Here is a 17,891-nt window from a genome sequence, read left to right as displayed (position 1 = left end):
AATCAGTTAAATTATACAAGGGGGAAATAAAATGTTTAAGAAACGTTCTGCGCTGTTAATGTCATCTGTAATGCTAATGTCAGTAGCACTCGCGGCTTGTGGCGGAAATTCAAATAATGCCGCATCAAATAATGCATCAAGTGGAAACGCTGGCAACAAATCCGGTGAAGTGAAAACGGTTAAAATCTTTCAATTCAAGACTGAAATCGTGGAAGGCCTGAACGAGCTGAAGGTTGAATTCGAGAAAGAATATCCTAACATCAAGCTGGATATCCAGACTGTCGGCGGCGGTGCTGACTATGCGGCAGCCCTGAAGACTAAATTTGCTTCCGGCGATGCTCCTGATATTTTCTCGAACGGCGGTTATGCTGAAATGGCACTATGGGGCGACAAATTGGAAGATCTGTCCGATCAGCCTTGGGTGAAGGATCTGATTCCTTTGGCTGCTGAGCCAATGACCAAAGACGGTAAAACCTACGGAATGCCGATGAACCTTGAAGGTATCGGTTATGTATACAATAAAGACCTGTTTGCTAAAGCAGGCATCAAAGAAACTCCAAAAACTATTTCCGAGCTGGAAGAAGACGCTAAGAAGCTGCAGGCGATCGGTGTAACTCCATTCGGCAATGCCTATCAGGAATGGTGGCTGCTGGGGATTCAGGGCATTAGCGTAGCTTTTGCACAACAGGATAATGTGGATGAGTTCATCAAGGGCCTGAATGCCGGAACTTCCACAATCGTGGGTAACGAGAAGTTCAAGGATTGGAGCAACCTGCTTAATCTGACTGTGAAATACGGACAGAAAAATCCTTTGACTACAGATGCTAATACTCACCTGGCTTTGTTCGCCAAGGGCGAAACAGCTATGATGCAGGAAGGCAACTGGGCACAGACTCTGGTTGACAACATCACTCCTAACATGAACATTGGTATGTTCCCTATGCCAATCAACGACGATGCTGCGATGAACGATAAGCTGTCTGTAGGTGTTCCTGCGAACCTGGTTGTGAACAAGGATTCCGGATCGAAGGAAGAAGCAAAAACCTTCCTGAACTGGCTCGTAACTTCAGACATGGGTAAAGAGTATATCGTGAAAAAATGGAAGTTCATCCCTGCCCTGTCCACCATTCCAGCAACCCCTGAAGATATTGGTCTTCTTGGTGCCGATGTATGGAACTATGTTAAAGAAGGTAAAGTATACGGTTTGCAAGCTTCCAAATTCCCTGATGGTGTAACCCAGGAATTCGCAAGTGTGATCCAAGAGCTGATCGCTGGTAAAACTGACGAAGCCGGCTGGGAAAAAGGCATGCAGGCGGCTTGGGACAAGCTGAAGAAATAATTCGTTAAACAGAGAGTCCGAAGCACGGACCAAATTAGTATTTAGCAGTTGGATAAAGTGGATTAACAAAAGGCGCTCCGTCTATCTCATCTTTGATGTGAGGCGGAGCGCCTTTAATTGTTTTACAATAAGAAAGAAGAAAGGGAGTGGGAGAATGGCCGGAGAAGGTTATGCTAACGTTCAAGTCGGTGTTGATTATTATCCGGAGCACTGGGAGGAATCCATGTGGGAGCCGGATGTTAAGCTAATGAAGGACAGTGGGGTCAAAGTGGTCCGGGTGGCAGAGTTCGCCTGGAGCCGTCTGGAACCGGTGGAAGGGGATTTTCAGTTTGACTGGCTGGACAGGGCGATAGATCTGTTTCACAAGTATGGCCTGCAGGTTGTGATCGGGACGCCCACGGCTACACCGCCGCGCTGGCTGACACAGAACTACCCGGATGTGCTGCCGGTCTTTGCGGACGGGCAGACATTTCATGAAGGGGTGCGGGGGCACCGCTGCTACAACAGTACCTCCCTTCGCCAATTTGGAAACCGTATCATTGAGCGCCTGGCTCATCACTATAGCAGCCATCCGGCTGTAATCGGCTGGCAGACAGATAATGAATTCAGCATGCTGGACTGCTGCTGCGACCGCTGCAATGAAGAATTCCGGGACTGGATACGGGCGAAATATGGGACTCCCCAGCATTTGAACCAGGAATGGGGAACCGTTGTCTGGAGCGGGGAATACAGCAAATGGGAGGAGGTCACGGTGCCTTACGGCGGCTCGCTGCATCAGAATCCTTCGCTGCTGCTGGATTACCAGCGGTTTCAGTGGGATTCAAGCATAACCTTCCAGCGATCCCAGGTGGAGATTCTGCGCCGGGTCTGCCCGGAGCATTTCATTACCCATAATTTCCACAGCTATCCGCAGCGGCTGAACATGCATGGGCTGGCCGAGGATCTGGATGTGGCAGCCTTCGATTATTATCCCAACCCGTCCCCGCAGAAGCAGTCAACCGCGCCGTACAGCGGGGCGCTTTCTCTTGATCTGACCCGGGGGATCAAACGCCGCAACTTCTGGATCATGGAGCAGCTTAGCGGACCTCCGGGCTGCTGGTTCCCGATGTGGCGGACACCGCACCCGGGACTCATCCGCGCTTATGCCTGGCAGGCGATTGCACGCGGAGCTGATACGGTCGTGCATTTCCGCTGGCGCAGCGCCACAGCCGGAGCGGAGCAATTCTGGCATGGGCTGATCGACCACAGCAATGTGCCTGGGCGGAGGTTCGCCGAATTCGCACAGCTGTGCGGTGAAGTGAACCGCTTGTCCCCGGTGCTGGAGGGGACGAAGGTCATCAGCGGGGCTGCTATCCTGTATTCGCATGAGCAGCTGGCAGCACTGCGTATCCAGCCCCAGGCCGAAGGCATGGACTATTATGAGAACATCAAGCTGTACCACCGTGCGCTCACCAAGCTTGGCATCAGCTGTGATGTCATCGACTGGCGGCAGCCGCTTGAAGGATACAAGCTGGTGATTGCGCCCAGTCTGTACCTGCACGATGAAGAAGTCTCCCGGTCCCTGGAGGCCTGTGCATCAGCCGGGGGGACGGTGATCCTTACGAACCGCAGCGGCGTGAAGAATATGAACAACATCTGCGTGATGCAGCCTCTGCCCGGATTATTCTCACATGCAGCAGGCGTTACCGTGGAGGAATATGACCCGGTCGGAAGCGAAAATCACGTGCTTCGTGACCGTGAGGGGGTCCTATATGAATGCAGCCAGTGGTGCGACATTCTACGGCCGGAGGAGGCAGAGCCCATTGCCTGGTATGGCGACGATTTCTTCGCCGGAGCTCCTGCAGTTACCGTGAACCGCTTCGGAGCAGGCAGGATTTATTACATCGGAACTCATGCCGGGGAGGACTACTGGCTGAAGCTTCTCCATGATATCGCGCTGGAGGCAGAGCTGAGCCTGTTTCCGGGACTGCCGGACGGCGTGCAGGCCTTCTCGCGTACCGGAGAGGCGGGAGATCTGCTGTTCCTGCTGAATCTTACCCGGACGACACAGACTGTCGGGCTGGACAAGCATTACCGCAGCGCTCTAACCGGTGCCACACGATCCGGAATGGTTGAGCTTGCTCCGTATGCCGTAGAGATTCTGAGGAAAGAAAGCTGAACCATCCTCCAGCATCTGAGGAATCAGTGTAGCCGCCGGAATTGTTCTGGCGTTGTCCCGGACTGTTTGCGGAAGGTGGCTACGAAGTGGCTGACATCGCGGAAGCCGACACGCTTCGAGATGGCTTTTACGGTGAGATCCGGCTGGCTGACTAGCAGCTCCTTGCTCTTGCGGATACGCAGGCGGACGAAATAGGCATAAGGCGAGAGGCCGAAAGTTTGCAGGAAGAGGCTGTTGAGGTACCGTCCCGATACCTCGAGCTGCATGGCAAGATCGTGGAGACCAATATCGGGATCGCCATAATGGCTGTCCATCCATTTCAGCAAAGGCTGCACTTTGTCCACATTGCGGGAAATGGCGGTATTATTGTGCAAATATCCGTATTTGTTCAACGTAAGAAGGAAACGATAGGCATCGGTAGAAGCGCCAAGGCTGAACAAATCCTCTGCGGCATCATGGCGGTCGAGCATTTCCTTCAGCATTAGAGGCAGCGGAGCCCCGCTCTCCCAGCGGTAGAAGGAGTTGGCATTCATCCCCAGTGAATCGAGAATATGCCGGGCGGAGCTTCCTCCGAAGGTTAGATAATAAGTGCACCAAGGTTCAGCGGAGAGTGCTTCATAGCGGTGTGGAGTGCCCGGCTGCAACAGCACGCCGCTGCCTTCGGGTAGCGTAAGCTTTTTATTCTCGAAATGGATCAATCCTTCGCCTTGCGAAGTCTGAAGCCAGTGATAGACATGATAACCTTCCGGCCGTGATACCTTTTCCTGGTCCGGATTATAACCCATACTGTCCAGCGTAATCGGAAGATGATGTCCGCCTTCCTGTCCGAATACAATTCTTTGCGGTGCTGCCACGAACATAATGATCGACTCCTGTAAGTTCCATATTATTATATGACACAGCGGTAATATTATATTTAAAGGGGATCGGCAAACGGTTACAATATGAATATACTTATACTATAAAGGATGTGCGATGCTTGATCAACGATAAATTACCGAAAATTTGGTATGGCGGAGATTACAATCCGGAGCAGTGGGACGCGCCTGTATGGGCAGAGGACGAACGGATGTTCAAACTGGCGGGGATTGATGTCGCTACGATTAATGTATTTTCCTGGGCGCTGATTCAGCCGTCTGAGGATATCTACGATTTTTCCGGACTTGATGAATTAATGGACCGCTTATATAACAATGGAACCTATGTCTGCCTGGCTACGAGCACCGGGGCGCATCCAGCCTGGATGGCTCACCGTTATCCCGAAGTAACCCGGGTGGATGTTCAGGGCAGAAAACGCAAATTCGGAGGACGCCACAACTCCAACCCGAACAGTCCGGTTTACCGCAAATTTGCTGCCAAGCTTGCAGGCAAGCTGGCAGAACGCTATAAAGACCATCCGGGACTGGTAGCCTGGCATATTTCCAATGAATATGGCGGTTACGATTATTCCGAGCAATCCGCGGCAGCTTTCAGAGTCTGGCTGAAGAACCGTTACGGCTCGCTGGATGCTCTGAATAAAGCCTGGAATACCCGTTTCTGGGGACATACCTTCTATGATTGGGAAGAAATTGTTGTGCCGAACGAGCTGAGTGAGGAATGGAATGGCAACCGGACCAACTTCCAGGGAATATCGCTCGATTACCGCAGATTTATGTCCTTCAGTCTGCTGGAATGCTACAAGCTGGAGTATGATGCGATCAAGGCGCACAGCAAGAACGTTCCGGTCACCACGAACCTAATGGGCTTCTTTCCGGAGCTCGATTATTTTGAATGGGCCAAGCATATGGATGTCATCTCCTGGGATAACTACCCGTCTCTGGATACACCGGTCAGCCATACGGCCATGACGCATGATCTGATGCGCGGTCTGAAGCAGGGCCAGCCGTTCATGCTGATGGAGCAGACGCCAAGCCAGCAGAACTGGCAGCCGTACAACTCGCTGAAGCGTCCGGGCGTGATGCGTCTGTGGAGCTATCAGGCGGTAGCGCGCGGTGCGGATACTGTGCTGTTCTTCCAGCTCCGCCGTTCCATCGGTGCCTGCGAGAAGTATCATGGTGCAGTCATTGAGCATGTGGGACATGAGCATACCCGGGTATTCCGTGAATGTGCGGAGCTCGGCAAAGAGCTTGAGCTTCTGGGTGATCAGCTTCTGGATGCGCGCAGCGCAGCACAGATTGGTATTATTTACGACTGGGAAAACCGCTGGGCGCTGGATCTGTCGAGCGGACCTTCCGTAGCACTGGATTATGTAAATGAAGTGCATAAATATTACGATGCCTTGTACCAGCAGAATATCGAAGCCGATATGATCGGTGTGGAAGAGGACCTGCTGAAGTATAAAATTGTCATTGCTCCGGTGCTGTACATGATTAAGCCTGGGTTTGCCGAAAAGGTTGAAGCCTTCGTGAAGGCAGGCGGCACATTCGTTACGACTTATTTCAGCGGAATCGTGAATGAGAATGATCTGGTTACCGTAGGCGGCTATCCTGGAGAACTGCGCAACGTACTCGGCATCTGGGCTGAGGAAATCGATGCGTTGCTGCCGGGAATGAGCAATGAAATCGTGATGAGTAAAGAGTGGGGAGCGCTGAACCGCACCTATCCATGCGCGTTACTGTGCGATCTGATTCACGCTGAAGGCGCAGAAGTTCTGGCAGAGTATGGCACTGACTTTTATAAAGGCATGCCGGCTCTGACCGTGAACAGCTTTGGCGAAGGTAAGGCCTATTATGTGGCAACTAGTCCGGATGCGGCTTTCCTGCAAGGGTTCTTGTCGAACCTGTGTGCAGACAAAGAGATTCAGCCGCTTGTCAGTGCACCGGAAGGCATTGAGTCCGTACAACGCGTTAAGGACGGTGTATCCTATCTGTTCCTGCTGAACCATACAGAAGGTGAACTCAGCGCCGATATCGGTTCTGTGCAGCGTACCGATCTGCTGACAGGTAAGAGCTTCAGCGGTACGGCTGTTGTTCCGGGGCGTGGCGTACTGATTTTGTCAGACAAGTAATCTAGTAATCTAAAAGGACGGTTTTCCAGGCTTCATAGCCTGGAGAATCGTCCTTTTGTATGCTGTGGAACCCGCCGTTATGGTCACGACCTATAGAGAGGCCAAAATGGTATAATGCAGGATAGAGCATAAGAAGATTAACGGTTCAGAAGAGAGGCAGCACATGACAACCTTACTGGTAACAGGCTACCGTGCGCATGAGCTCGGGATTTTTGACAGCAAACATCAAGGGATTCCCTATATCAAAAAAGCGCTAAAAAACAGATTGATCCCTCTGATCGAGGATGGAGTGGACTGGATCATCACCCCCGGACAATACGGGGTGGATCTCTGGGCATGCGAGGTAGTGCTGGAGCTGAAGCAGCAGTATCCCGGACTGAAGCTGGGCATTATTACTGCACATGCCGCCCCGGAAGAGAAGTGGAAGGAAGAGAAGCAGAATGAATACCGGCGGATTGTTGCCGGGGCTGATTATTACGGTGCGGTCAGCAATGCTCCGTACGACGGAAGCTGGCAGTTCCGGGCCAGAGATGACCTGCTGCTGCGCAAAAGCGATGGGATTCTGCTGTTCTACGATGAAGATGCAGCGGAAGGAAGTCCGAAATTCTTGAAAGACCGGGTGCAGAAGCTGCATGAAGAGGGGCACTATAACCTCTATCTGATGCATGCCGAGGAAATCCAGAATATTGCGGATGAGGAAAGTCAACGCGGATATGAATGAGGAGGACAGACCCATGAGTTCTGTTCGGGAATCGCTGAAGAATAGAAAAAGCAGCTTATCCCGCAAATAAAGATACCGTCCCGCAGAAGGACGGTATTTTTGTTTTTTATATGAAGCTTTGCAGGGAAGGAGCTTTGCGGACCTTGGAGTTCTGCTCGTAGGCATACGCCAGGCGGATCAGCACCGGCTCCTGGTAAGCCTGCGCCGAGAAGGTTACCCCAAAGGGGGCACCGGCAGAAGTGTAGCCGGAAGGCACGACGATGGAAGGATAACCTGCTCTGGAGGTGATCCTTGCCCCGAAATCCGCGGGGAACAGCAGTGCATCAAGCTGATGCTCCTTCATGGTTGCGTCAATGCCAAGCTCCTTGCAGAGCCTGAGATCCGTTGCCCGGTCGCGGAGGTATTGCGGTTCCGTTAATGTACCGGAAGAGGTATATTCGGCGTCGAGCAGTGTGGCCTGGCCATATTTCAGAGTCTCCATCGGATGGGCATGATTGAAGTCAATAATATCCTTGAGTGTGCGTATCCGGGCTCCAGGTCCAAGGGCAGCCAGATATGCGTTCAGTGAGGTTTTGAATTCATTCAGCACCACGGAGGAATAACGGATCTCGCGTGCGGTCCGGATCTCTGCCGGATCAATGATGGTTGCGCCAAGCTCGCGCATCCGTTCCACCGAAGCGTTGAACAGCGCAAGCTGTTCGTCCGTCAGTTCTTCAAAATAATAATCCCGCGGGATGCCGATCCGCGCGCCTTGCAGCCCGTTCGGGTCAAGGAAAACTGTGTAATCCTCATGCAGACGGCCTGTGCTTGTGCCCATGGCGGCGTCGCTGTCATCCTTGCCCAGCATCGCGTTCAGCAGCAGTACCGCATCGCGGACCGTGCGTGCCATGGGTCCGGCGGTATCCTGTGTATTCGAGAGCGGCAGAATACCCGAACGGCTGATCATCCCCACGGTCGGCTTGATGCCGATGATTGAGCCGAGATTACCGGGGTTCAGAATCGAGCCTGAGGTTTCAGTTCCCACGGATACTGTGCAGAAATTGCAGGCCACAGCTACCGCAGAGCCGGCGCTGGAACCGCCTGTAGGTGTAGATATATTATAGGGATTCAGCACTTGTCCTCCGCGTGAGCTGTATCCGGACGGCATGCCATTTGTCATGAAGTTGGCGAATTCAGTCATATTGGCTTTACCCATAATGACCGCTCCGGCTTCGCGCAGTTTGGTGACCAAATAAGCATCTTTCCCGGCAAAAGAATCCGCCAACGCCAGCGAACCGGCACTGGTGTGCATTTTATCCCCTGTATTAATATTATCCTTCAGCAAGACCGGAATTCCGTGCATGGGTCCGCGCGGTCCTTGCAGGGAACGTTCCACATCCAGGGATTCGGCAATGAACAGGGCATCGGGATTGATCTCCAGCACGGAGTTGACTGTCAGTTCGCTTTTGTCATGCTCGGCGATACGTTCAAGATACATGAGAACCAGCTGTTTCGATGTGATATCACCGGTATCAAGCAGGGACTGGATCTCCGGAATGGTTGCCTCCACGATTTCAAACTGCATACGGGTTCACGCTTCTTTCCGTTTAGGAGTGGACTTCTTCTCCATCTAACCACAGTTTTCGGTGTCTTGATAGTTATCTTTTCGCCGGTTCCGACTAGAGTTACATCTATAGAGGTCAAAAAACCTGCACGCAAGCACTGTCATGCTTCATGCAGGTCTAAGTAACGCAGGGGATCCAAGGTAGTCAGCCAGCTATTATCAGGCTTTCGTGAAGCCTTCTTCCGCGAGGTATTCCTCGGCTTCTTCAAGTGTCTCGAACGCCATCTCCAGCTGAAGCCCGGCATAGAGATACCATAAATCTTCCTCAAACTTCAGACTGAGTGTATTACCCTCCGCGTTGTTCCACAGGGATTCGCTTTCTGCAGCAGCCTTCTTCTTGCGTTTGGCGGGAGCAGGAGCTTCCGGGATATACATAGACAAGGAGGTGATGGAAGCATCCAGAAGACTCCGCAGCTCAGCCTCAGAATAGTCGCGGATGTTAACCAGTCCCTTGTCATCTGTCTCATAGCCCCGCAGCAGCCCTGCGTAGACAAACCCGTTTCCGTTAGGATGCAGATGAGAGGCAACGGTCTTTTTGTCATGTCTGCTCTGCTCGAAGTGATAGTTTACACGCCCGAGTGATACGTTGCGGCGTTCAAGCTGGTCATAGGAATCAAGAATCGCCAATTTTTGTTCAAAAGTAAGCATAAACAGCCTCCGGTTCACGGTTTCATTAAATCAGGTGTACATGTGATTATATCACGGAGAGGAGCCGCGGCACTACATGTTAAGCCGTACGGATAGAGCTGCTCTGCGGCGGGGACAGCGGAAGGGCGAGCACAAAGGTGCAGCCCTGTTCCGGCCCTTCGCCAAGCTGCAGACTGCCGCCCATGGCTTCGGCGAGCAGCCGGCTGAAGGTTAATCCAAGCCCCAGCCCTCGCAGCGTGCTTTGCTTGTCACTGCTGCGGAAGAAGGCCTCGAAGACTCGCTCGCTGCATTCTTCAGGGATGCCCGGTCCATTATCAGTGACGCTAATCCTGGCATGTCCCTGCGGACTCTCCTCCAGGCGGAGGGTCAGCTGAAGGGGGTGTCCCGGCAGCTTGGCCTGTACGCTGTTGTTGAGCAGATTGACGAGAATCTGCTGGATGCGCAGCGGATCGCCCCGAAGGAACAGGGACCGTACCGGCAATTGCAGTATCGGCTCACATACCTCTTCGCTCTGAGTCAGCTTCCACTGGTAGACAACCTCCTCCAGCAGCGGAACAGCATCCAGCCGGTCATGACGGATGGCGACGATGCCAGCAGCCAGGGCGTTGTAATCCAGCAGATCTGCGACCATACGCTGAAGCCGCCCCGCCTCCATCAGAGCAATGTCGAGGAATTCACTGGCTTCCCCGCCTTCCACAATACCCTCACGCACGGCATGCACCAGCCCCTTAATGGAGGTAACAGGAGTCTTCAGTTCATGGGAGACCCCGGCCAGCATCACTGCCCGGGACTGCTCAAACTGCTGGAGCTTGCCCGCCATCTCCTGGAAGGAGACCAGCAGCTCGTGGATTTCCCTCTCCTTGGCCTCCGTCTTCAAGATGATGTTGTATTCACCGCCGCTGATCTGCGAAGCGGCGGCGGCCACCCGCTGAATCGGCTTGGCCAGCTTAATGGACAAGAGATAGATGGTCAGCCAGCTTAAGATGATCAGGAAGACGATCAGAATCGAGAAGAAGGTGATCTCCTCCCGTGGGATGAACCGCAGGGATCGTACGGACTGCAGCACCACTACCTGTCCGAGTGTCTGGCCGTTTCCTTGAATCCAGGCGCTGGCCGACTTGAACTCCGGGCTGCGCGCGGCATTCAAGCTGTCGTTAAGCTCGTAGCGCATCTCTTTGTCAGTCATAGCCGGCTGTGAGTACAGCAGCTCACCATTCTGTCCGGTGATAATGACGCACATTTCCTGCGTCAATTTGAAGAACCGTTTGCGGTCTTCAATCAGCTGATCCAGGGTTGGGGAAATAATCAGGCTTCCTTCCGCATTCACGCTACGGTCAGCAATCTCCTGCGCGAGCAGACCGGTGGTCTGCATCCGGTTGTTCATCGCTTCCTGCTGAATCCACCAAAAGGTCACCAGCGCGGTGAGCAGGAGACCGGTGCCGATAATCAGCAGATACCGGACCGTCCAGTAGGAGAGGATGGAGGTATGTGTCTTGCGCTGTTTCATCAACTTCAGGTGGTCCATAGTTGATACCCCGTTCCTCTAAGCGTACGGATTTCGCCTTCTTCAGCAGGCCAGTGGGACAGGGCCTGGCGCAGCCTTTTGATCGACAGATCCACTGCCCGGTCGCTTCCCTCATAATCCATCTCCCATACCTGCTCCAGCAGCTGATCCCGGGTACAGATCTGATTCGGGCGCTCCGCAAGGAAGAGCAGCACCGACATATCACGCGGGCTCAAGGAAACCTCGGCTCCGTTCAGAAACACTGAGTGTGCGCCAAAATCAATAAACAGGCTGCCATAATGGCGTTTGCGGCTGCCATCAGACCAATGGGAGGGGCGACGCAGCACCGCATTTACACGGGCCACTACCTCATCGGGGATGAACGGCTTGGACATGTAATCGTCGGCCCCTCCGTCCAGTCCGGCCAGCCGGTCGTGAATAGAGTCTCTGGCGGTCAGCATAATTACGGGACAGCTGCTTCGCTCACGGATCAGACCCAGCAGCTCGAAGCCATCCATATTCGGCAGATTGATATCGAGCAGAACCAGGGAGGGCGGCGCCATCCCGAAGTTCTCCAGCGCGGTGCGTCCGTCTGCAGCGCGTGTGACCTGAAAGCCTGCTTTTTTGAGATAAGCGCCAAGTACGCGGGCAATGGCTTCCTCATCTTCAACAATCAGAATGGATTTCATCATCTATTGGCAGTCTCCTGACAGCTTTAGGATTAGTTAAAATTACGACAATTTTATCATAATACGGATGGGGATGCTTTGACTTATTCCCGACATATGGCTTTGTTACAATGGGAACCAGGTCATATCGGATCACATAGGAAAATAGGGATGGAGGAATCAGGATGAAGAAAAAAACAATCGCTATAGCCGCAGCAGGAGTCGTTATCGTAGGGGCCATCACCGCATTTATCTTTTTGAATAACAGCTTGGGCAATAAGGTTGAAATTGAGTCCGTCATTCCGGCCCAGGAGCAGGAAACGGCAAACGGCACGAATACCGCGAATGCGGCTGCCGCTACAGAAGGGGCAGGAGCAACTGTTACAGCGGAGCAGCTTAACGGCGCCTGGAACATCGCCGGCACTTCGAAAGTGTACTGGTCGGTAACGACCTCCAAGGAAACTGTCAATTTCGTGGACCCGTCGGTTACGGGAACCTGGAATGTGAACCTGGACGATGCAGGGGCGATGACCGGCGAGGGCACCGTGGAGATGAGCGCGCTTGATTCCGGCAACGGCCAGAGAGACGAGCATGTGAAGGGAGCGGACTTCCTTTCGGTAACAGAATTCCCGCAGTCCACCTTTGCTGTGAAGTCTTTCTCGGAGCTGCCCGCGGAATGGACGGAAGGCACGGCGGTACCCGTTCAGCTGCAGGGCACGATGACAGTCAAAGGCATCTCAAAGGACGTCACCTTTGACAGTCAGGCCGTATATAGCGGCGGACAGCTAATGCTGTCAGGCACTACTACCGTAACATTTGAAGATTTCGGCATGATCAATCCTCACTCGATTGTATTAGACACCGAGAATAATCTGGAGGTCCGGCTGGAGCTTGTACTGTCGAAATAACAGGAACACTTCAATAAAATCATGACAAGACTCTTCCCGGCAGCTGCACCTTTTGCGGTTACCGGGAGGAGTTTTTTTTTGTTTTTCGCTGGATATCCATCCTGCGCAGCGGTATATTTTTACTTATAGCCTGAAGGAGGGAAGCTTCATGATTGAAGTAGCGGCAGCGATTATACATAATGCAGATGGACAGATCCTGATCGCCCGCAGGCGGGAGGGCAAATCGCAGGCTGGATTATGGGAGTTCCCGGGCGGCAAGCTGGAGGCAGGCGAAGAGGTGCCGGACTGCCTGCGCAGAGAGCTGATGGAGGAGATGAGCATCGACATTCTTCCTTATGCGGCTTTTGGAGTGAATGAGCATGATTATGACGGATTCCAGATCCGGCTGATCGCTTGGGAGGCCGAATATCTGGCAGGCCCAATCCGACTGAGTGACCATGATGATGCCCGCTGGGTGAGTGTGAATGAGCTGGAAGGGTTTGCTTTTGCCCCTGCGGATATTCCTTTTGTGCACAGATTGCTGGATTCATTATAGTAAGCTGGACAACAGACGATAGAATATACATAGGAAGGAGCTGTTTGATCTGCCTGAGTATCATAAGCTTGTGCGTGACGGCATACCGGAGCTGATTGCTGCCGGGGGGCATGTCTGCGTGACAAGAGTACTGGAGCAAGAAGAGTACATTACCCAGCTGCGTGCGAAATTGCGTGAGGAAGCCGAAGAGTATCTCCGTGAGGACAACGACAGGCTGGCACTCGAAGAACTTGCGGATGTGCTGGAGGTTATTCGGGCCCTGGCAGATATACACGGGGCGAGCCCCGAGATGCTGGAGCAGATTCGTGCAGACAAGGCAGGGCGCCGCGGCGGATTTCAGGAGCGAATTTTACTGTTACGGGTAGAAGATGGCAGCTAGCTGTGTACCGTGTTTTTCTCGTTCAAGCAATAGGAGGTTGACCATTGATGTTCAAAAGCAGACTGACACTGTTCTTATGCAGTGCTGCCGCAATTGTACCGATCGTGCTGTATTTCTATCTCTACCCGCGGATGCCGGATTTTGTGCCGATTCATTATAACGGGACCACGGCTGACCGGTTTGTGGATAAATGGAGTGTGGATGTGACTCTGCTGTGCATGCTCAGCTGGATCGGCTTCGGATTTATGCAGCTGCTTCAATATGTGTTACGAAAAATATTTCTGAAGAGCTATATCCATAATGTGGCGTTCATTCACCGGATCTGGAATGCGGCCACCCTGCTTGTGACGGCCGGGTTCGCTGCAATCAGCGTGTGTGCCTTGCTTGCTATGATATAGCAGACTGGCCTGCGCTGACTGTACTCAAAGATTATAGTTTGATAGAATCAAAGGGAATTTAGCCCAATATCAAGGAGGATTCATGAATGACATTCGATAACGCTTACAAGGTGAAGTGGGGAATTCTCAGCACCGGCTGGATTGCGCACCAGTTCGCAACCGATCTGGCCCATGCCTCGAACGGGGTTGCCTACGCTGTAGGCTCACGCAATCAGGAGAATGCCGATGAATTCGCCGCAAACCACGGGATTCCTGTAGCCCATGCCTCCTACGAGGATCTGGTCAATGATCCGGAGGTGGATGCGGTCTATATCGGGACGCCGCATCCTTTTCATAAAGACAATGCGCTGCTTGCTCTGCGTGCCGGCAAGGCGGTGCTCTGCGAGAAGCCGTTCACGGTGAACAGCGGTGAGCTTGAAGAGATCGTGTCCTATGCCCGCGAACATAAGCTGTTCCTGATGGAAGCGATGTGGAGCCGCTATATTCCCGCCAACGTCAAAGTCAGGGAATGGGTTGCCGCAGGGCGGATCGGAGACGCTAGGATGGTGAAAGCAGACCTGGGCTTCCGTGCCGACTGGAACCCTGAGGGCCGTCTATTGAACCCGGCACTGGGCGGGGGGGCGCTGCTGGACGTCGGCATTTATCCGATTTCCTTTGCATCCATGATCTTTGGACCCCATCCCGAGAAAGTAGCCAGTACGGTATCCATGGGGGAAACGGGGGTAGATGAACATTTCTCACTGCTGTTGTCCTATGGTGATGGCAAATCGGCTTCCTTGAACGGCGGGATACGCCTGAATATGCTGCAGGAGGCTTATGTGTACGGCACAGAAGGTCATATTGTGGTTAAAGGTTCTTTTGTAAACCCGAAATCGGCCGAGCTGTATGTTGGCGGCGAGCTGGTGGAGACCTTTGAAGATGACCGTGCTTCGATCGGATATGCTTTTGAAGCTGAGGAAGTGGGACGCTGCCTGAAGGCGGGACTTACGGAGAGCCCGGTACTGACGCTGGATGAATCGTTAGCGATTCTCAGGCTTCTGGATCAGGTGCGTGCGGAGTGGGGGCTAGTCTACCCCGGTGAATAAACGCCGGAGGTAGGCGTTAGCATACCTGCTCAGTAGGGTAGATGCTAAGTAATCGGCTATTTACAACGCTCAGGAGAGAAATGCAGGAGGTGTAACATGGCACTGGATATTGACCGTTATCAAGGCTGTCTGCAAGGGCTGGCGGCGGGTGATGCGCTGGGGACCAGCGCCGAGTTCAAAGCCCCGGGGACCTTTGTGCCGCTGGAGGACATTGTGGGCGGCGGGGTGTTCGGGCTGCAGCCGGGACAGTGGACGGACGATACCTCGATGGCACTGTGCCTGGCGGACAGCCTGCTTGCGTCCCGGGGATTTGATCCCGCCGACCAGCTTCGGCGGTATGTCCGGTGGTTCCGTGAAGGCTACCTCAGCAGCACGGGAGAGTGCTTCGACATCGGGAACGCGACACGCTCCGCGCTGATGCATTTCGAGGCCAGCGGCGAAGCCTGCAGCGGATCGGAAGATCCGCGGGCTGCCGGGAACGGCTCGATCATGCGCCTCGCTCCTGTGGTCCTCTATTATGCAGAGGACCCGGCTGCTGCCATAGCGTACGCTGCGCTCAGCTCGCGGACGACCCATGCTGCTGCGGAATGCGTGGATGCTTGCCGCCTGATGGCAGCCTACATCCTAGCCGGACTGCAGGGCTGGAGCAAGCAGGAGATGCTGGCCCCTGATGCCTTCGGCGGCTGGCTGCGGGAGGATATGCTGTCCGGCAGCATCGTGGACATTAAGCGCGGTTCCTACAAGCGCAAGGCTCCGCCGGAGATTCAGGGTTCCGGCTATGTGGTGCAATCTCTGGAAGCGGCCCTATGGGCGTTCCACCAGTCAGCCAGCTTCGCCGAAGGTGCGCGGCTGGCTGTGAATCTGGGCGATGATGCCGATACTACCGGCGCCGTCTACGGACAGATTGCCGGAGCTTACTACGGCATCGGCGGCATTCCTGCGCATTGGTCAGACCTACTCGCCTTGCGGGGGCTGATTCGTGATTATGCCGGGCGGCTGTATATGGAGCGGGCGCGGACATAGGATACCATTGTAGAAGGATATACGGCAATCTCAGGCAGGGTCTTGTGAGAAAGGAAAATGGGTCATAACATTTTTGGTATGAACATACAGAGACATCCGGTATATTGCCGGATGTTTTTTTTTTTTATGGAGAGGGCATGAGATATCTTGAAAAAACAATGTAATAAAGTGATTAAAGAATTCCGATAAACAAGAATATTGTCGTTTTTTGTAATAAGGAATTTCAGTTCCCTTAATAGGGGGCGCATGGGGGCAGGCATTATGTCTAGAAGATACATAAATTCATTATCACAGCGCAGAATTTTGGCCGGCCTACGAATTTTTTGCTGTGTTTTATTAGCGGCAGGCAGTATCTATCCATTGCATGGGCAGAAAGCCTGGGCCACTGCTTCAGGTAAATTCACGGTCGTGTCGGGAGGGAGTAATCCGTTGGATGCCTTCGGTACGTATGTGGGTGTTGGAGATAATAACTTTGCGGTGGGTGACTTTGACAATGACGGTTACGACGATTTAATTACCCATACTACAGTTTATAAAGGAATCCGGTTTTGGAAGAACAACCACAATGGTACATTTACCAGTTCTGAAACCACAGGGCCTTTCAAAAACATATCGTTTTCATCTTCATTCTCTAACTTCTCCTATATGATACCGGGAGACTGGGATGATGACGGGGACACGGATCTGTACAATGTTTACTTTAACGAATATTACCGTAACGACAGCGGTCTATTTGTAAAAGCTACAGGCGCGGATAACCCGCTGAATGCGTTCGGTCTTGATGTCAAACCGCTATACACCTCATCCAGCATTCCCCGTAATTTTGTTGCTGCTGATTTTGACGGGGACGGGGATACGGATATAGCAAGCCGCAAGGCCAGTGACACGGGGATTAACCTGTGGATGAATAAGGGACAGGGACAATTAGCGAACATGACAGGAACGGCCGATGATCCATTCGCCTCCATATCCTTTGCGGCTGATCCGAACAACTTCACTAAAAACCAGCTAGTCCTGACAGATATGAACAGCGATGGAACAGTAGACATCTATAATGCCAAACTGAATGACGTATACATAAGCACACCGTCCGGCTTCCGAAGCTGGAATTCAATAAATGGGAATACCAACCCGTTAAAGTCTACCTATTACAGCAGTTCACTGCCTTATTTGGTGGCAGGCGATTTTGATGCGGATGGTAAAACCGATGTATTGCAGAGGCTGCTATACACGAGTACAAATAAATTGGATATTATTTTTTGGCAAAATGAGGGCAATAATACCTTCCTTACAAATACCGCCCTCCAGGATTCAATGGCCGATATTGTCAGTTCATTCGGAACTTCTATGGACCCGCCGACGTTTACCCCGGCCAAGATTGCAGTACTGGATATTGATGGGGACGGAGATTTGGATATATTCAATGCTTATAAAAATGTCTCATATCTAAATCCAGCTGCACCGCCCAAGCTTATTTCTGCCTCTCCCCCGAATGGGAAAACGGATGTGGACTTATCCAGTGGAATAACGCTTCACTTTGACCAAACCATTACGACCGGTGGAGATAGCGGGTATGTGACCGTACGCCAATCAACAGATCACTCTGTGGTGGCTAAAGTCCGTGGGGATGATGCTTCTGCCGTGTCGGGACTGGGAGCAGGGGCGGATATTCATGTGGCCTTGCCGGTTCATCTCAAACCCGGTACCACCTATTATGTCACGATCGATAATGGCACCTTTTATAATGCTCTTAATCAGACCTACGCCGGCCTGACCAATAAGTCGTTGTTACAATTCACGACTAGATTGCTCACAGATGCGGAGGCAGTATCGGATGATCTGGCGTGGCTGCAGGTGGGTTACGCTCCCGGAGACACTGCGTCCAGTGTGACCCAGAATGTGAATTTATCTGGAA

General features: G+C 52.7%; 16 protein-coding genes. 11 read left to right on the top strand and 5 right to left on the bottom strand.

Annotation, left to right across the window (positions count from 1 at the left end):
* Nucleotides 1-31: 31 nt before the first annotated feature.
* Both ACAN54_RS28080 and ACAN54_RS28075 read left to right on the top strand, forming a co-directional pair.
* Nucleotides 32-1,339, top strand: coding sequence for an ABC transporter substrate-binding protein (locus ACAN54_RS28080; RefSeq protein WP_379163598.1), 1,308 nt, complete (start codon nt 32-34; stop codon nt 1,337-1,339).
* Between the two features lie 154 nt (nt 1,340-1,493).
* Nucleotides 1,494-3,497 (top strand): beta-galactosidase, encoded by a 2,004-nt coding sequence (locus ACAN54_RS28075; protein ID WP_379163595.1) that lies wholly within the window; start codon nt 1,494-1,496, stop codon nt 3,495-3,497.
* Between the two features lie 23 nt (nt 3,498-3,520).
* Here ACAN54_RS28075 and ACAN54_RS28070 read toward each other — a convergent pair whose 3' ends face one another.
* Complete coding sequence (locus ACAN54_RS28070; RefSeq protein WP_379163592.1) at nt 3,521-4,357, bottom strand: AraC family transcriptional regulator; 837 nt, start codon at nt 4,355-4,357, stop codon at nt 3,521-3,523.
* A 119-nt stretch (nt 4,358-4,476) separates the two neighbouring features.
* Between ACAN54_RS28070 and ACAN54_RS28065 the strand changes: the two genes are divergently transcribed.
* The gene (locus ACAN54_RS28065) at nt 4,477-6,504 is read left to right on the top strand and encodes a beta-galactosidase (RefSeq protein WP_379163589.1); all 2,028 of its coding nucleotides are present in this window, start codon (nt 4,477-4,479) and stop codon (nt 6,502-6,504) included.
* A gap of 163 nt (nt 6,505-6,667) precedes the next feature.
* Nucleotides 6,668-7,225 (top strand): SLOG family protein, encoded by a 558-nt coding sequence (locus ACAN54_RS28060; RefSeq protein ID WP_379163586.1) that lies wholly within the window; start codon nt 6,668-6,670, stop codon nt 7,223-7,225.
* Between the two features lie 106 nt (nt 7,226-7,331).
* Here ACAN54_RS28060 and ACAN54_RS28055 read toward each other — a convergent pair whose 3' ends face one another.
* From ACAN54_RS28055 to ACAN54_RS28040, 4 genes are all read right to left on the bottom strand, one after another.
* Nucleotides 7,332-8,789, bottom strand: a complete 1,458-nt coding sequence (locus ACAN54_RS28055) for an amidase family protein (RefSeq protein WP_379163583.1) — start codon at nt 8,787-8,789, stop codon at nt 7,332-7,334.
* A gap of 198 nt (nt 8,790-8,987) precedes the next feature.
* A complete protein-coding gene (locus ACAN54_RS28050; RefSeq protein WP_379163579.1) occupies nt 8,988-9,476 on the bottom strand; it encodes a hypothetical protein in 489 nt (162 codons plus the stop codon).
* A gap of 79 nt (nt 9,477-9,555) precedes the next feature.
* On the bottom strand, nt 9,556-11,001 hold the full coding sequence (locus ACAN54_RS28045; RefSeq protein WP_379163576.1) for an ATP-binding protein: 1,446 nt from the start codon (nt 10,999-11,001) through the stop codon (nt 9,556-9,558).
* Entirely contained in the window at nt 10,989-11,669 is a 681-nt protein-coding gene (locus ACAN54_RS28040) for a response regulator transcription factor (protein ID WP_379163755.1), read from the bottom strand. The genes ACAN54_RS28045 and ACAN54_RS28040 overlap by 13 nt, the downstream gene beginning before the upstream one ends.
* A gap of 164 nt (nt 11,670-11,833) precedes the next feature.
* Between ACAN54_RS28040 and ACAN54_RS28035 the strand changes: the two genes are divergently transcribed.
* From ACAN54_RS28035 to ACAN54_RS28005, 7 genes are all read left to right on the top strand, one after another.
* Complete coding sequence (locus ACAN54_RS28035) at nt 11,834-12,556, top strand: YceI family protein (protein ID WP_379163573.1); 723 nt, start codon at nt 11,834-11,836, stop codon at nt 12,554-12,556.
* 148 nt (nt 12,557-12,704) lie between these two features.
* Entirely contained in the window at nt 12,705-13,091 is a 387-nt protein-coding gene (locus ACAN54_RS28030; protein ID WP_379163569.1) for a (deoxy)nucleoside triphosphate pyrophosphohydrolase, read from the top strand.
* 49 nt (nt 13,092-13,140) lie between these two features.
* The gene (locus ACAN54_RS28025; RefSeq protein WP_379163752.1) at nt 13,141-13,470 is read left to right on the top strand and encodes a phosphoribosyl-ATP pyrophosphohydrolase; all 330 of its coding nucleotides are present in this window, start codon (nt 13,141-13,143) and stop codon (nt 13,468-13,470) included.
* Between the two features lie 47 nt (nt 13,471-13,517).
* Nucleotides 13,518-13,868, top strand: coding sequence for a DUF1648 domain-containing protein (locus ACAN54_RS28020; RefSeq protein WP_379163566.1), 351 nt, complete (start codon nt 13,518-13,520; stop codon nt 13,866-13,868).
* Between the two features lie 86 nt (nt 13,869-13,954).
* Nucleotides 13,955-14,953, top strand: a complete 999-nt coding sequence (locus tag ACAN54_RS28015; RefSeq protein WP_379163564.1) for a Gfo/Idh/MocA family protein — start codon at nt 13,955-13,957, stop codon at nt 14,951-14,953.
* A gap of 96 nt (nt 14,954-15,049) precedes the next feature.
* On the top strand, nt 15,050-15,976 hold the full coding sequence (locus ACAN54_RS28010) for an ADP-ribosylglycohydrolase family protein (protein ID WP_379163561.1): 927 nt from the start codon (nt 15,050-15,052) through the stop codon (nt 15,974-15,976).
* Nucleotides 15,977-16,336: 360 nt separating this feature from the next.
* Nucleotides 16,337-17,891: FG-GAP-like repeat-containing protein (locus tag ACAN54_RS28005; RefSeq protein WP_379163558.1), on the top strand; the 1,555-nt coding region annotated here is incomplete at its 3' end.

Source organism: Paenibacillus diazotrophicus (assembly GCF_042610465.1).
The sequence above is the reverse complement of the archived record's forward strand: the minus strand, read 5'-3'. Positions and strand labels throughout refer to the sequence as shown.

Excerpts from the sequence above, each read along its gene's own strand:
- ACAN54_RS28080 (WP_379163598.1), top strand. The coding sequence starts at position 32 with ATGTTTAAGAAACGTTCTGCGCTGTTAATGTCATCTGTAATGCTAATG.
- ACAN54_RS28075 (WP_379163595.1), top strand. The coding sequence starts at position 1,494 with ATGGCCGGAGAAGGTTATGCTAACGTTCAAGTCGGTGTTGATTATTAT.
- ACAN54_RS28070 (WP_379163592.1), bottom strand. The coding sequence starts at position 4,357 with ATGTTCGTGGCAGCACCGCAAAGAATTGTATTCGGACAGGAAGGCGGA.
- ACAN54_RS28060 (WP_379163586.1), top strand. The coding sequence starts at position 6,668 with ATGACAACCTTACTGGTAACAGGCTACCGTGCGCATGAGCTCGGGATT.
- ACAN54_RS28055 (WP_379163583.1), bottom strand. The coding sequence starts at position 8,789 with ATGCAGTTTGAAATCGTGGAGGCAACCATTCCGGAGATCCAGTCCCTG.
- ACAN54_RS28050 (WP_379163579.1), bottom strand. The coding sequence starts at position 9,476 with ATGCTTACTTTTGAACAAAAATTGGCGATTCTTGATTCCTATGACCAG.
- ACAN54_RS28045 (WP_379163576.1), bottom strand. The coding sequence starts at position 11,001 with ATGGACCACCTGAAGTTGATGAAACAGCGCAAGACACATACCTCCATC.
- ACAN54_RS28040 (WP_379163755.1), bottom strand. The coding sequence starts at position 11,669 with ATGAAATCCATTCTGATTGTTGAAGATGAGGAAGCCATTGCCCGCGTA.
- ACAN54_RS28035 (WP_379163573.1), top strand. The coding sequence starts at position 11,834 with ATGAAGAAAAAAACAATCGCTATAGCCGCAGCAGGAGTCGTTATCGTA.
- ACAN54_RS28030 (WP_379163569.1), top strand. The coding sequence starts at position 12,705 with ATGATTGAAGTAGCGGCAGCGATTATACATAATGCAGATGGACAGATC.
- ACAN54_RS28020 (WP_379163566.1), top strand. The coding sequence starts at position 13,518 with ATGTTCAAAAGCAGACTGACACTGTTCTTATGCAGTGCTGCCGCAATT.
- ACAN54_RS28015 (WP_379163564.1), top strand. The coding sequence starts at position 13,955 with ATGACATTCGATAACGCTTACAAGGTGAAGTGGGGAATTCTCAGCACC.
- ACAN54_RS28010 (WP_379163561.1), top strand. The coding sequence starts at position 15,050 with ATGGCACTGGATATTGACCGTTATCAAGGCTGTCTGCAAGGGCTGGCG.